This window comes from Nocardia sp. NPDC127579 (assembly GCF_042672005.1).
Taxonomy (GTDB): Bacteria; Actinomycetota; Actinomycetes; order Mycobacteriales; family Mycobacteriaceae; genus Nocardia.
This window is the reverse complement of record NZ_JBHXVZ010000007.1, coordinates 107,192-120,681: the sequence shown is the minus strand read 5'-3', so window position 1 is coordinate 120,681 and position 13,490 is coordinate 107,192. Positions and strand designations below refer to the sequence as shown.

The following is a 13,490-nucleotide window of genomic DNA, read 5'->3' as shown; positions in this document are numbered from 1 at the left end:
ATCACTCCCGTCCGGCGGAGGTGAAGGACATGTCCGCGTAGCGCGGTCCGGCGACCTGATCCGCGATCGGCTCCAGGGTGGCGAGTTCATCGGCCGAGAGCGTCAGTGTCGCGGCGGCGGCGTTCTCCGCCAGGCGAATTCGGCTGCGGGTGCCCGGGATCGGGATCACCGGCAGCCGGTGCGCGTCCGCCTGGGCGTGCAACCAGGCCAGCGCCACCTGGGCGGGTGTGACGTCCCGGGCCGCCGCGATGGCGCGCAGCGGGGTGAGCAGTTCCGCGTTGCGCGCGGCGTTGTCCCCGGAGAACCGGGGCATGGCGGCGCGGAAATCACCCGGTTCGGTGGTGGTCAGCTTGCCGGTCAGGAAGCCGCGGCCCAGCGGCGAATAGGGCACGAAGGCGACACCGAGTTCGGCGGCGGCGGGCACCGCGGTGCGCTCCACGTCCCGGGAGAACAGCGACCATTCCGACTGCACGGCCGCGATCGGGTGCACGGCGTGCGCGGCGCGCAGTTCGTCGCCGGTCACCTCCGACAGGCCCAGGGCCCGGACCTTGCCCTGCGCGACGAGTTCGGCCATGACCTCGACCGTTGCCTCGATCGGCGTCCGCGGGTCGCGCCGGTGCATGTAGTACAGGTCGATGACGTCCACGCCCAGGCGGCGCAGGCTCGCGTCCACGGCAGCGCGAATGTAGCCGGGTGAGTTGTCGAAGCCGCGGAAGGCGGGGTCATCGGCCTTGCGGACGATGCCGAACTTGGTGGCCAGCACCAGCCGGTCGCGATTCGCGCGGACGAACTCGCGGAGGAATTCCTCGTTGTGCCCGGAACCGTAGATGTCGGCGGTGTCGAACATGGTGATGCCCAGTTCCAGTGCGTGATCCAGCGTCGCACGGGATTCGATGAGGTCGGAGGTTCCGTAGAACTCGCTCATACCCATGCAGCCCAGGCCCTGGACCCCGACCTCGATGCCGCTGGTGCCCAGTGTGGTGACCGGAAATGTCATTGCCGAATTCCTTTGCAGTCGTTCGCGATCAGCAGGTCTGGCCGCTCGGCCGCCGAGTCACCGGAATACAGGGCGATCTTGTAATCCAGGACCTCGACGGTCTTGCGGAGTTCCTCGATCTGGGCGAGTACGTCGGCGCGGGTGTTGCGGAACATCTGTAGCCGCTGCGGCATCGTGGCGTCCCCGGCCCGCACCAGCTCGGCGTAGCGGACCATGTCGGCCACCGACATCCCGGTGGTGCGCAGGCGCCCGATCAGCGCCAGCCACTCCAGGTCCCGATTGCTGAACCGGCGCTTGCCGCTGTGGTCGCGGCCGACGTAGTCCATCAGGCCGATCCGCTCGTACCAGCGCAGCGTGTCCCGGCTCAGCCCGGATCGTTCCGACACCTCGCCGATCGAGTACACCGGCCGGTCATTGTCAGTGATGTCGCTCTGACCTGCTGGAATACTCATCAATCCGCCCTTCTCGAAGAACACGAACGACGCTACCCACCTGGAGTGCACTCCAAGCAAGACTAATTCCGCGACGGACTTCGAACACGCGCCTACCCTGGGAGCATGGCTAAGGAAATCGACCGGATCCGCGCCCGCTCGGCGTGGGCCACGGTCCGGGAAAGTCCCTTCATCACCGCGGTCGCGGTGGCGCCGGTCGTCCTCGCGCTCGGCGTGGTGTGGTGGCTGCTGGGCGGTTTCGCCGCCTTCGTGCTGCTGCTGATCGTGGCCAGCGTCGTCGTGGTCGGCGGCAAACTACTGAAATAGCTAGCGCGGCACGTGGAAACGCGTGAGTTCCCCGGTGCCCGGCTCGACCTCGGCCCAGGGCCGGTCGAATTCGAGGACCGCCAGCGCCGACGTGGGAAACTTGCGGCTGAGCTCGATCGCCTGCGCCGAATCGCGGTTGGCGGCCAGCTCCCAGGCGGTCCACGGCATGCCCGGCGCATGCCCGATCACCAGCAGGGTCGACACCTCGTCGTCACGCTCGGGGATGGCGGGAGGCGAAGCCGACGGGGTGGGTAAGCCCAGCTGGACCAGCTCGATCAGGGTGCCAGGCGACGCCTCGTAGATGCCACGCTCGAACACCACCGGCGCCCCGACTCCCGTGGCGGCCAAGGTCTCTCGCGTCCGCAGTGAGGTGGAGCAGCGCACCGCGTCGATCGGCGGCTGCGTCTCGCGCAGCCACTGCCCGGCCAGGCCCGCTTCCCGCAGCCCGCGCGTGGCCAGCGGGCGCTCGTGATCGGCCACACCCTCCGGGTAATCGGACTTGCCGTGCCGCATGAGGATCAGAGTCCGCACCATGGGGTCTACCGTAAGCGCCCGCCCCGCCGTCTCAGCATGTGGTGGGGGATTGACGCGCCCGCGACCCGCTGTGATAGGACCGTGGTCGGTCCGGAGCGAGGCGTGCGCCACTCTTCGGGCACACTGAAAGCGGCGTCACATTCCGCGCGACCCGCGAACGGTGACACCGCCCGACCACCGCATAACCCGACGGGTGGCATCCAGCCCACGCACATTTCGAGGATCTGCACACTATGGCCTACGTCATCACGCAGCGTTGTTGCAACGACGCCAGCTGCGTCTCCGAGTGCCCGGTCGATTGCATTCGTCCCACCCCGGACCAGCCGGAGTTCGCGACGACAGAGATGCTCTACATCGACCCGGACACCTGTATCGACTGCGGTGCCTGCGTCGACGCGTGCCCGGTGGAGGCCATCTTCTCCGAAGACGACCTGGCCGCGTCGCTGGCGCGCTACCGCGACATCAACGCCGCCTACTTCCAGCGGCACCCGCTGGAATCCAACTTCGACCCGATCGTGACGCCCGCGCGCCCGCCGAAGGAACTCGGCACCCTGCGCGTGGCCATCGTCGGCGCCGGGCCCGCGGCCTGCTACGCGGCCGAGGAACTGCTGCGCCGCACCGATGTCGAGGTCGAGATGTTCGACCGGCTGCCCACCCCGTGGGGCCTGGTCCGCAACGGTGTCGCGCCGGATCATCCCGGCACCAAGACCGTCTCGAACCTGTTCGAGTCCGCGTTCCGCCGCGAGACCCTCCAGTACTACCTGAATGTCGAGGTGGGCACCCACATCTCGCACGAGGAACTGATGCGGCACCACCACGCCGTGCTGTACGCGGTCGGCGCGGCCTCGGACCGCCGCATGAACGTGCCCGGCGAGGACCTGCCCGGCAGCCATTCGGCCACCGAGTTCGTCAACTGGTACAACGGCCACCCCGATTTCGCCGACCGCGAGTTCGATCTGTCGGCCGAACGCGCCGTCATCGTCGGCAACGGCAACGTGGCCCTGGACGTCGCCCGCGTGCTCACCGTCGACCCGGACGAACTCGCCAAGACCGATATCGCCGACCACGCGCTGGACGCGCTGCGCCGCAGCAATATCCGTGAGGTGGTCGTACTCGGCCGCCGCGGACCGCTGCAGGCGGCCTACACCTCGCCGGAATTCCTGGCGCTGGCCCACCTGAAGGGCGTCGACATCGTCGTCGAGGACGCCGACCTGGAACTCGACGCCGCCAGCCAGGCCGTGCTCGACGACCCGTCGGTCGAACCGCACCTGCGGCTCAAGTACACCCTCGCCAAGGAGTACGCCGCGGGCCGCCGCGATCCGGCCAACCGCCGCATCGTCTTCCGCTACCTCGGTTCCCCGACCGCGCTCACCGGCGCCGACAGGGTGGAGGCACTCGAGTTCGCGCACAACGAACTCGTCGAGGAAGGCGGTCAGGTGGTCGCCCGCGCCACCGACCGCACCGAGTCGCTGTCCACCGGCTTGGTGCTGCGCTCCATCGGCTACAAGGGCGAACCCGTCGCCGATCTGCCGTTCGACGAGCGTCGCGCGGTCGTGCCCAACGAGCACGGCCGGGTGACCGGCGAGGAGGGCGCACCGCTGCCCGGCGTGTATGTCAGCGGCTGGATCAAGCGGGGCCCGCGCGGCGTCATCGGCTCCAACCGCACCGACTCCGAGGAGACCGTGGAGCAGCTGGTCTCGGACTTCATCAGCGGCAAACTGACCAAGCCGCAGGGCGATCGCGCCGCGCTCAAGGCGCTGCTCGGCGAGCGGCAGCCGGATCTGGTCGATCGGGCGGGCTGGAAGTCCATCGACCAGGCCGAGAAGACGGCGGGCAAGGCGGCCCGGCGGCCGCGGGTCAAGTTCACCACCCGCGAGGATCTGCTGAAGGCCGCGCGCGGCTGAGCCGGTCGGTTCCGCCCGAGCCGCGTGGTCGATCCCTGGGATTCGGCCGCGGCCCGGGCGGAAACCTCACGGCTTCAGGTCCGCTCCGGGCTCCAGGATTTCGACGACCGGCTCGCGAGCCGGCTCCAGGAAGCCGAGCAGGGCCCGGGCTTCCGTTTCGACCTCCTGATGCTCGGTGCGAGTCCAGGTGCGGTTCGGACTGATTCGCATGCGGGCCACACCGCCCTTCGGGAAGAGTTTGTAGCAGCCCGCCAGATAGCCGTCGATCAGGATCGAGGAGACGTTCAAACCGGAGGTGCGCAGCACGACGGCCTGGTTCTCCGGCACGATCCGGGACCGATCCTGGTGTGCGAGCAGGGCATTGTCGTACCAGCCGAGCAGACGGACCGGCGCGGGCCGATCGGGGTCGGCGAGTTCGGCGTCGGCCAGATCGTAGAGGGTGCGGCCGCGCTCGTCGGTGTAGGTGCGCACGCGCGCACCGAGCTGGTCGACGGCCTGCTTGAGACCGGTGAGCTTGGACCAGGTCTGCATGTCCATGGTGCTGGCGGGCCCGAACGCGCCGAGATAGCGAATCAGCAACTCCGCCAGCGGATACGACGGGTCCAGGGGCGCGCCGAGCCAGGGCTGCACGCGTGACCACACCGGGCGGCTGCTGTCCTGCCACTTGCCACGCGGCGGCGTCTGGAGCACCGGCAGCTGATACAGCCAGGTTTGCAGGACCGCGCCCGCATCGCGATCGGGATACAGCTCGGCGGCCCGGGCGCGCAGGTCGGCGGCCGACATCGGCTCCTCGCCCAGCGCCGCCTCGCCGTGCGCGCGCACCTCGTCGGGATCGAGCCCGACCATGGCACCGAAATTGAAGCCCTTGCGGAACGGGATCTTCTCCAGCTCGGGCTGGATGTGCGGCGCGATCCGCAGCGCGTCCGGCGGGGTGACCAGGTGAATGGTGCCGCGCATCAAGGTGATCCGGACCAGGGAGCGATCCTCGAGCGCGGCCGAGACCGTCGCCGGGTCGAAATCGGCGATTCGGCTCCACAATCCGACGAACGGCGGCGGTACATCCTGCGCCTGCAAGCCGACGAGGTGCTCACACATCTGGTGCGCGGTGAGTGTGGAGCGTTCCAGCAGATGCTGGCGGGCGAGCAGAGTGCGGTTCAGAACCCGATTCGACAGCTTCATGATGGGCTCACAGTACGAGTCGAATCGGGTTCTGTCCTGGTTCAGCGCAGGGTGACGACGACCTTGCCGGTCGCGGTCCGGTTGTCCAGCGAGGCAACGGCTTCGGCGGCGCGTTCCAGCGGATACAGCACCGGGGTCGGCGGCGCGATGGTGCCGTCGGCCAGCAGCGGTTCCACCTCGGCCCACTGTTCTTGCAGGTAGCCGGGGTGGGTCATCACCCATTCGCCCCAGGCCGCGCCGGTGACCTCGACGTTCTTGAGCAGCAGCCGGTTCACCTTGACCGTCGGGATCTCGCCCGCGGTGAACCCGACCACCAGCAGCCGGCCCGCCGAGGCCAGCGAGCGGACGCTGTCGGTGAAGCGGTCGCCGCCGACCGGGTCGAGCACGATATCCACGCCGCGCCCGCCGGTGATCTCCTTGACCGCGGCCAGCCAGCCCTCGGTCAGGACCACATCGGTGGCGCCGTTGGCCCGCGCGACCTCGGCCTTCGCCTCGGTGCTCACCACCGCGATCACCGTGCCCGCTCCCAGCGCCCGCGCCATCCGCAGTGTCGAGGTGCCGATGCCGCCCGCCGCGCCGTGCACCAGCACGGTCTCGCCGGCCGCCAACCGGCCGCGGTTGCGCAGGCAGAAATGCACGGTGAGGTCGTTGAAGAGGATGCCCGCCCCGGCCTCGAGCGAGACGTTGTCGGGCAGCTTGAACACCATCTGCACGGGCGCGACCGCGACCTCGGCCATGGCGTTGCCGAGCAGGGTCAGCGCGACCACCCGGTCACCGGCCCGCACGTGCGCGTCGGCGGGCGCCTCCCGCACGATGCCCGCGATCTCGCCGCCGACGACGAACGGGAGTTCGGGCTTCATCTGGTAGAGCCCGCGGGTCATCAGCACATCGGGGAACGCGACGCCGGCCGCGTGCACGTCGATGACCACGCCGCCGGGATAGCCCGCGGGCTCCGGGATGTCCACCACCTCGACCGCTTCCGGTCCCTCGAGTTTGCTGACCTGAGCTGCGCGCATGGGTCGACCTTCCTGTCCTTGCGCCGGCGGCCCGGGCGGCCGCCGCTGCACCGTGACCAACATAACCGGCCATCCGAAGGCGTTTGCCCGCAGATGCCTCGGACCGGCCGGGCTCGCGAGGTGAGCAGGACGGCTTACGGTGCGATCGCGATCCCCGCGCCCAACGGCCTGTCCACCCGGTGGGATCTTGGCTAAGCTTGCCCGCGAATTCAGGACGGGGCGAAGGGGGCTTTCGATGGCAGGTCCGAACGACACATTGCAGGTGAATTCCGAAGCGCTGCAAAAGTTTGCGGGCAATCTGCGTACCGAGGCGACACAGGTCAGCAGTCTGGGCGCGGGCGAGGGATTCAACTTCGCTTCCGGCGCGCTACCGGGCACCGAGTTCGGCGCCGCCGTCACCGCGGCGACCGATACGCTCAACCGCTGCCTCACGCGATTCAACGAGCGGCTCTCCACCGTCGCGGACAGCATGCAGAACGCGGCGGGCAAATACGAGCTAGCCGAGTCGGATTTCGCGGACAAACTGAAGACCATCGGCCTGGAGGTGAAATGACCCTCACGATTCCCAACGTCGCCGCCTGGGAGCCGACCAAACTCACCGCCGCCGGCACCCACGCGAATACGGTCTCGACCAAACTCGACGGCCTGCTCACCAAAAGCATCACCGATACCCAGGGGCTGAACTGGTCCGGCGCCGCGGCGAGTGCGGCCTCCGCCCGCATGGAGACCGAGAAGACCAGGGCATCGGCGGTCAGCGCCGCGCTACAGGAACTGAAGACGGCCTTCACCCAGCAGGTGGAGAACCTGACCAACGCCAAGACGAAGGTGCTGAGCCTGCGCGACGACGCGCTGAACCAGAAGCCGCCCTTCGAGGTCTCCGACGAGGGGGTGGTCACCGCGACCGCGCGGATCGCGGAGATCCGCAAAGCCGACACCGCACCCACCGGCGATTCCGCCTCCACCGAGGGCACCGGCCGCGGCGGCACCGAGGCGGCGGTCGTGTCCGAGCAGCTGGCCGCCGCCCAGCGGCAACTGGATCTCGCCTTCGCCCTGGCCTCGGCGGCGGCCGTGGCGGTCACTGCCAAGACCGCGGTCGACACGGCGGTGGCGAAGCTGCAAACGGCCTACGAGGGCCTCGGTGAACCCAAACTCGGTGTGCAGCAGGAGGTTCCGGTCGTCACCGCGCCGGTGTCCACCACCAAGCCGAATACGCAGAGCCCGAGCAGCAATCTGACCTCGAACAACGGCACCGGAACGGGAACCGGCACCGGCAACCAGTACACCAGCGACGCGCCGACCACCATGCCCACCGGTGAGCAGAAGGAATGGATCGAGAAGGCCATCCAGGAGCTGCGCGCGGCCGGTTACGACATCGATGACAGCGAGGCCGCCATCATCGCCAAGATCATCGAGAAGGAATCCGGCGGCAACCCCAACGCCATCAACCTCTGGGACAGCAACGCCGCGGCCGGTATCCCGTCCAAGGGCCTGATGCAGACCATCGACCCGACCTTCAACTCCTACAAGCTGCCCGGCCACGACGACATCTACAACCCGGTCGACAACATCATCGCCGGCACCAGATACGCCATCGAACGCTACGGCTCGCTGTCCAACGTGCCCGGTATCGCGGCGATGAACTCCGGCGGCAGCTACGTCGGATACTGACCGCCGATGCTCCAGCATGCCCGATTCGGTACGGGCGAGTACGCCGATCTCGACGTGAGGGTGTGACGCGGGCACCGTAAAGTCGTCTCGAAGAGCACCGCAAGAAACACGCGGCACACCGTGCAGCGCGAGGAGCACCAGTGTCAGTCGATCAGCCACTCGCCCCGCTTCCCCAGGAGGGCATGGGCTTTGCTTCGGCGTGGCCCGTCCGGGCCGGCGACGTGGATCCCTACGACCGTTTGCGGTTCGACAGCATTGCCCGCTACCTCCAGGACATCGCCTGGGAGCAACTGCACCGCACCACCCTGCACCGCACCGATCCGAGCTGGATCGTCCGGCGCACGGTCATCGACGTCATCCGGCCGGTGGTGTGGCCGGACGAGGTGCAGCTGCTGCGCTGGTGTTCGAGCATGTCCACCCGCTGGACGAATATGCGGGTGCGGATCACCAGCGGCAACGGCGGATTGATCGAGACCGAGGGCTTCTGGATCAATATCAGCGAGTCCAACAACATGCCCGCCCGGATCAGCGACGAGGGCCTGGCCTACCTGGCGCAGACCACCCAGGAGCACCGGCTGCGCTGGCGGCCCTACCTGACCGATCCGACGCCACCGGAATCCGACACCGATCTGCCGTTCCCGGTGCGCGCGACCGATATCGACAGCTACAACCACGTCAACAACGCTTGCTACTGGCAGGCGGTGGAACAGTTCCTGGTCGAGTACCCGAAGCTGGTCGCGGCACCGCACCGGGCGATCATCGAATATGTCGCGCCGGTGCTGGCCCGCCAGCACGTGACGGTGCGCAGCCGCTACGAGCCCGGCGACCGTTCCGGGCGGCCGAGCCTGCGTCTGTGGTTCGTGGTCGGCGGCATCACGACCACGGTCGTGCGCATCATGCCGCTGCCGTAGCGGGCGGTCAGCGGTCGTGCGCGTCCCGGTAGGCGGGCGCTTTGCTGCTGTGCGTCGGCGTCAGGGTGCGCAGTAGCGGCAGTGTGCGGCGCGGCACCACGGTCGAGAGCACGATGACGCTGTGCGAGCGCACCACCGAGCTGGTCCGATCGATACTGAGCAGCACGGTTTGCAGACCGGCGTGCGAATCGGCCCCGATCCGGCACAGCACATCCCCGGAGCCGGTGGTCGCGTAGGCCTCGAGCACGCCGGGAATCGCGTCCAGTTCGGCCGCGACCAGATCGAGCGCGCCCTGCGCGATCTCCAGCGTGACGAACGCCTGCACGTCGAAACCCGCCGCGGTGACATCGATCTGCGGATCGTAGGAGGCGATGACGCCGGACTCCTCCATCCGCCCGATCCGTGACTGCACCGTGGCCCGGGCGACGCGGGTGCGGCGGGACAGCTCCAGAATCCCCGCCTTCTGGTACTCGTGCATGGCGGTGAGAATGGCGAGATCGAGCTCATCCAGCTTCGCCGGTGTGCGGGGCATGTGCGGCCTCCTAGGTGTACAGCCTGTGCTATTCAAATTGTCCAGCATCAAGGAGCTCCAGCTAGCCGAATTCGCCACAGTGTCTATAGAAAAATGTCGCTGTTGCCTACCGGTGTGGGACGTCGTTTTCTAGGTGACATGACCATCGAGCACCTTCCAACCGACGGTGAGCTGCGCGGCCTCGTCGGACTTGTCGACCACGACACCAGCGTCGATCCGTTCCCGGTCACCGGTTGGGACGCCCTGGTCTGGGTGGTCGGCAACGCCACCCAGAGCGCCCACTTCCTGCAGTCGGCGTTCGGAATGCGGCTCGAGGCCTACTCCGGGCCCGAGACCGGCAATCGGGATCACAAGGCATACGTATTGCGCAGTGGCGCGGCCCGTTTCGTCATCACGGGCGCGGTCGATCCGGACAGCCCGCTGGTCGGTCATCACGACCGGCACGGTGACGGCATCGTCGATATCGCGCTCGAGGTGCCCGACGTGGACCGCTGTGTCGAGCAGGCCCGCCGGCAGGGCGCCACCATCCTGGTCGAACCTCACGACGACACCGACGAATTCGGCACCGTCCGCGTCGCGGCCATCGCCACCTACGGCGAGACCCGCCACACCCTGGTCGACCGGTCCCGTTACGACGGCCCGTATCTGCCCGGATTCGTCGCCCGCGAGTCCGGCTACGAGCCGCGCGCCGGTCGCCCGGCCCGCCTGTTCCAGGCCATCGATCACGTGGTCGGCAATGTGGAGCTCGGCAAGATGGACGAGTGGGTCGAGTTCTACCGGCGCGTCATGGGTTTCACGAACATGGCCGAGTTCGTCGGTGACGATATCGCCACCGAGTATTCGGCGCTGATGAGCAAGGTGGTGGCCAATGGCAACCATCGGGTGAAGTTCCCGCTGAACGAACCGGCGGTGAGCAAGAAGCGCTCCCAGATCGACGAGTATCTCGACTTCTACCGCGGTCCCGGCGTCCAGCACATCGCCTTGGCCACCAATGACATCCTGAGCTGTGTCGATGCCCTGCGTCGTGAAGGCGTCGAGTTCCTGGAAACTCCCGACACCTACTACTCCGATCCCGAGCTGCGCGCCCGCATCGGCCACGTGCGGGTCCCGGTCGAGGAGTTGCAGCGCCGCGGCATCCTGGTCGATCGCGACGAGGACGGCTACCTGCTCCAGATTTTCACCAAACCGCTCACCGACCGCCCCACCGTCTTCTTCGAGCTCATCGAACGGCACGGTTCCCTCGGTTTCGGCAAGGGTAACTTCAAGGCGTTGTTCCAGGCCATCGAGCGCGAACAGGCCGCCCGCGGCAATCTGTGAGGCGGCCATATCCCTTGTGGTGCCGGGCAGTTCAGGCCCGTGGAGGAGTACAGTGGGCAGCGGCGACGGGGTCGTCGCTGCCCACCAGGTAGGTCCAGGGGGAGACGATGTCGAAGCAACCGCGCGCCTTGGTCTGGGATTCGGTCGTTTTCGTGCTGCTCATCGGCGGCGCGGTAGTCCTGGCTGTCCGCGATGAGACCGCGCCGTGGTGGTGGGGCGTCCTGATCCTCGCGGCCGTGGTCTGGGCCGCCGGGCTCTACAGCCGCTGGCGTCGGCTCAGGTCCGGGCCCCCCGAGTAGCCTCGCTACCCGCGACGTATTCGCGGGCCGATCGGTTCCATCATTTGTCTGCCAATTCGGCCACCAGGGTGGCAGTCCAAATCTATTGTGGCGCAGTCGAGCTTGCCATAACTTTGTGATCAGAACGTTCCGGCAGGTAGTCGCCGGAATTGTGATCACGGAAAGTTGTGCCGGAGTGCACGGCTCGAAAGAAAGAAATCAAATGAGGGTTCGTAAGTCGATTATTGCCGGTGTCCTGGTTGCTGCGACCATCGCCGCCGGTGTGGAGAGCGCCGCTGTCGCGTCCGCCGCGCCGCGTCAGGCCGATGTCGTGCTGACGAGCTTCGGGCCCTTGCTGACGCCGATCATCACCCAAGAGCAGGATCTGACCCGGGCCGAGAACTTCATCCGCGCCGTCGAGGCCATTCAGGTGAACGACACCGCCATGGTCGATTTCAATCTGGGCAAGTGTGCGGGTCATCTCGCACTGGCGATCGGCGCCAATGCCGTGTTCATCGCCAAGGTCCTGAAGGTGAAGGCCGCGATCAAGGCGATCGGCGGCGCGGCGAACGCGATCCGGATCCTGCGCAACAAGGTGCTGCGTGAGCGGAAGTCGATCGGTGACGCGATGCGTGAGACCTTCGATCAGGCCGCGGCCGGCGCGGGTGCGCTGGCCCTCGAGATCTTCCAGTTGGGCGGCGTCGCCGAGAACTGCTTCTGATCCGACGATCCCAGGGGCTTGTACGGGCTCACCCGATACAAGCCCCTGGGTGATTCTGGAGCGGGCAGAATTCCTGATCATCTGCGGAGGGTGACTTATGCAGAATTTATTCCAGGCGATTTTCACGGTCGCGGCGATCGGGGAACTCGTCATTGTCGCGATAGCGTGTTTTCAACTGTGGCGGAATCGGAATCGTGAAATCACGGTACTGTCGCCGCGCGACGCGCTGTACGGCGCCGCGTTCTTCGGCGCAGCCGCGATCCTGACCGCCTTCATCGCGCGCGACGCCCGGATGGATGGCGACGACGTCCTCGTCTACGCCGCGGCGTTCGGGATCGTGGCGGCGGCGCTCAGCACTTTCGTGCGACGGCGCGCGAGCTGGCCGGCGCGGTATGCGCGCCTCGCGCTCCTGCTGCCCCTGGGGTTCGGGGTGTTCGCGGGTCTCGCCGCGCCACTGTGAAGACCGGCTGTCGGGCCCGCATCGGTAGATCACCGGTGCGGGCCCGCTGCCGTGCGAGACGGCCGTGAACTGGCTGCGCCGGTAGAGTTCTCGACATGCGCATCCTGTCGGCGATTCTGACCGGACTGGCCATGGTGGTGGCCCTGTCCGGCTGCGGATCCGGTGATTCCGATTCCGAACCCACGACCCGACAGCCGCGCAAGGTCGCGGCGCTGGGCCCGTTCGTCGGGGAATGCGGCAATGTCAACGAGGAGGAGGTCCGCCGAATCGGCGGCTACGCGCAGGTGTCCCAGATCTACCGGAACGCGGTCGGTTGCCAGTTCCGGTCCGGCGCGCCTGGTTCCGCGGGGGCGACCTTCGCGTCCTACCGGGGCAGCCCGATCGAACGCGAGCGGGCGTGGGTGGAGTCCAAGGAGCGGATCACCGAGTCGATCACAGTGGATGGGCGCAGCGGGTTCGCGTCTTCCGCGATGGAGGACAGGGGCGAGGTTTGCGATTTCGCGGTGCAGCTCGGGGACGACTTCTTCGAATGGTCGACCGTGGTACCGCTGGATTCGGCTCGCGGCGCGTGCGATGTGGCGCGAGATCTGTCCGTGCTGACACTGCAGCGGCTGCAGTGACCAGCCGCGCTATGGCTCGGGTAGCCCGGCCCTTGCTCTCGGCGATCGCCTGCGGGGCCTTGGTGCTGGGAGCGGCCGGATGCGGGCAGACCGTCCCCGGCGCGGCGCGGCCCGCCGGCTCGGGCTCCACGTTCAACGTGAACTTCGACAAGCTGCTTCGCGAGTGTGATGTGGTGTCCCCGACCGAGATCGCCAAAGCGCTCGGCGGGGGCTACCAGGCCGTCAGCTCGTTCGTCGGCGCGGTCTGCATGTGGAATGTGGGCAGCGCGATGGTCACATTGAACTGGTACGAGAACGGTTCGCTGAGCGTCGAGCGGCAGACGATCAACAAGCTCGGCTACAGTGCGACCAACGTCACGGTCGCCGGTTCGCAGGCGATGGAGATCCGGCGCCCGAACGACGCGGACTCCTGCGGCCTCACCGCCAGCGCCGCCGATACCGGCGTCATCGGCTGGTGGATCAACTACCGGCCCGGCACCTCTCATTCCGATCCGTGCGCGGCGGGACGGCAACTCCTCGAACAGACCCTGAATCTGGCCCGATAATCCGACCCGTTTTGCACCTCTCTCGAGGTCACGGGTATCGTGGACCGCTG

Annotated in this window: 17 protein-coding genes; 11 read left to right on the top strand and 6 right to left on the bottom strand. The window is 67.7% G+C overall.

Annotated features, from left to right (window positions below):
• Window position 1: 1 nt before the first annotated feature.
• Window positions 2–997: an aldo/keto reductase gene (locus tag ACFVMC_RS23250; protein WP_379213418.1), complete on the bottom strand. Its 996-nt coding sequence runs from the start codon at window positions 995–997 to the stop codon at window positions 2–4.
• Entirely contained in the window at window positions 994–1,449 is a 456-nt protein-coding gene (locus ACFVMC_RS23245; RefSeq protein WP_379213416.1) for a MerR family transcriptional regulator, read from the bottom strand. The genes ACFVMC_RS23250 and ACFVMC_RS23245 overlap by 4 nt, the downstream gene beginning before the upstream one ends.
• A gap of 105 nt (window positions 1,450–1,554) precedes the next feature.
• Here ACFVMC_RS23245 and ACFVMC_RS23240 point away from each other — a divergent pair, with 105 nt between their 5' ends.
• On the top strand, window positions 1,555–1,755 hold the full coding sequence (locus ACFVMC_RS23240; RefSeq protein ID WP_379213414.1) for a hypothetical protein: 201 nt from the start codon (window positions 1,555–1,557) through the stop codon (window positions 1,753–1,755).
• On the opposite strand, the gene ACFVMC_RS23235 is transcribed toward ACFVMC_RS23240, so the two are convergent.
• The gene (locus ACFVMC_RS23235) at window positions 1,756–2,289 is read right to left on the bottom strand and encodes a SixA phosphatase family protein (protein ID WP_379213412.1); all 534 of its coding nucleotides are present in this window, start codon (window positions 2,287–2,289) and stop codon (window positions 1,756–1,758) included. It lies immediately after the preceding gene.
• Window positions 2,290–2,522: 233 nt separating this feature from the next.
• Here ACFVMC_RS23235 and ACFVMC_RS23230 point away from each other — a divergent pair, with 233 nt between their 5' ends.
• On the top strand, window positions 2,523–4,193 hold the full coding sequence (locus ACFVMC_RS23230; RefSeq protein ID WP_379213410.1) for an FAD-dependent oxidoreductase: 1,671 nt from the start codon (window positions 2,523–2,525) through the stop codon (window positions 4,191–4,193).
• Window positions 4,194–4,259: 66 nt separating this feature from the next.
• Here ACFVMC_RS23230 and ACFVMC_RS23225 read toward each other — a convergent pair whose 3' ends face one another.
• Both ACFVMC_RS23225 and ACFVMC_RS23220 read right to left on the bottom strand, forming a co-directional pair.
• Window positions 4,260–5,372, bottom strand: coding sequence for a winged helix DNA-binding domain-containing protein (locus ACFVMC_RS23225; RefSeq protein ID WP_379213408.1), 1,113 nt, complete (start codon window positions 5,370–5,372; stop codon window positions 4,260–4,262).
• Window positions 5,373–5,413: 41 nt separating this feature from the next.
• Entirely contained in the window at window positions 5,414–6,388 is a 975-nt protein-coding gene (locus tag ACFVMC_RS23220; protein WP_379213407.1) for an NADPH:quinone oxidoreductase family protein, read from the bottom strand.
• Between the two features lie 235 nt (window positions 6,389–6,623).
• Here ACFVMC_RS23220 and ACFVMC_RS23215 point away from each other — a divergent pair, with 235 nt between their 5' ends.
• The 3 genes from ACFVMC_RS23215 to ACFVMC_RS23205 all read left to right on the top strand — a co-directional run bounded on the left by ACFVMC_RS23215 (window position 6,624) and on the right by ACFVMC_RS23205 (window position 8,967).
• On the top strand, window positions 6,624–6,941 hold the full coding sequence (locus ACFVMC_RS23215) for a type VII secretion target (RefSeq protein ID WP_379213405.1): 318 nt from the start codon (window positions 6,624–6,626) through the stop codon (window positions 6,939–6,941).
• Window positions 6,938–8,056: a transglycosylase SLT domain-containing protein gene (locus ACFVMC_RS23210; protein WP_379213403.1), complete on the top strand. Its 1,119-nt coding sequence runs from the start codon at window positions 6,938–6,940 to the stop codon at window positions 8,054–8,056. Before ACFVMC_RS23215 ends, ACFVMC_RS23210 begins: the two co-directional genes overlap by 4 nt.
• A 140-nt stretch (window positions 8,057–8,196) precedes the next feature.
• Window positions 8,197–8,967 (top strand): acyl-[acyl-carrier-protein] thioesterase, encoded by a 771-nt coding sequence (locus ACFVMC_RS23205; protein ID WP_379213401.1) that lies wholly within the window; start codon window positions 8,197–8,199, stop codon window positions 8,965–8,967.
• 7 nt (window positions 8,968–8,974) lie between these two features.
• On the opposite strand, the gene ACFVMC_RS23200 is transcribed toward ACFVMC_RS23205, so the two are convergent.
• Complete coding sequence (locus ACFVMC_RS23200) at window positions 8,975–9,499, bottom strand: Lrp/AsnC family transcriptional regulator (protein WP_379213399.1); 525 nt, start codon at window positions 9,497–9,499, stop codon at window positions 8,975–8,977.
• A 138-nt stretch (window positions 9,500–9,637) separates the two neighbouring features.
• Between ACFVMC_RS23200 and hppD the strand changes: the two genes are divergently transcribed.
• From hppD to ACFVMC_RS23170, 6 genes are all read left to right on the top strand, one after another.
• A complete protein-coding gene (hppD, locus tag ACFVMC_RS23195) occupies window positions 9,638–10,816 on the top strand; it encodes a 4-hydroxyphenylpyruvate dioxygenase (RefSeq protein WP_379213397.1) in 1,179 nt (392 codons plus the stop codon).
• A 107-nt stretch (window positions 10,817–10,923) separates the two neighbouring features.
• A complete protein-coding gene (locus ACFVMC_RS23190) occupies window positions 10,924–11,115 on the top strand; it encodes a hypothetical protein (protein WP_379213395.1) in 192 nt (63 codons plus the stop codon).
• Window positions 11,116–11,317: 202 nt separating this feature from the next.
• On the top strand, window positions 11,318–11,815 hold the full coding sequence (locus ACFVMC_RS23185; protein WP_379213393.1) for a hypothetical protein: 498 nt from the start codon (window positions 11,318–11,320) through the stop codon (window positions 11,813–11,815).
• Between the two features lie 97 nt (window positions 11,816–11,912).
• Window positions 11,913–12,275: a hypothetical protein gene (locus tag ACFVMC_RS23180; RefSeq protein WP_379213392.1), complete on the top strand. Its 363-nt coding sequence runs from the start codon at window positions 11,913–11,915 to the stop codon at window positions 12,273–12,275.
• A gap of 95 nt (window positions 12,276–12,370) precedes the next feature.
• A complete protein-coding gene (locus tag ACFVMC_RS23175; protein WP_379213390.1) occupies window positions 12,371–12,895 on the top strand; it encodes a DUF3558 domain-containing protein in 525 nt (174 codons plus the stop codon).
• A gap of 11 nt (window positions 12,896–12,906) precedes the next feature.
• Window positions 12,907–13,440, top strand: a complete 534-nt coding sequence (locus ACFVMC_RS23170; RefSeq protein WP_379213388.1) for a DUF3558 domain-containing protein — start codon at window positions 12,907–12,909, stop codon at window positions 13,438–13,440.
• Window positions 13,441–13,490 lie beyond the last annotated feature (50 nt).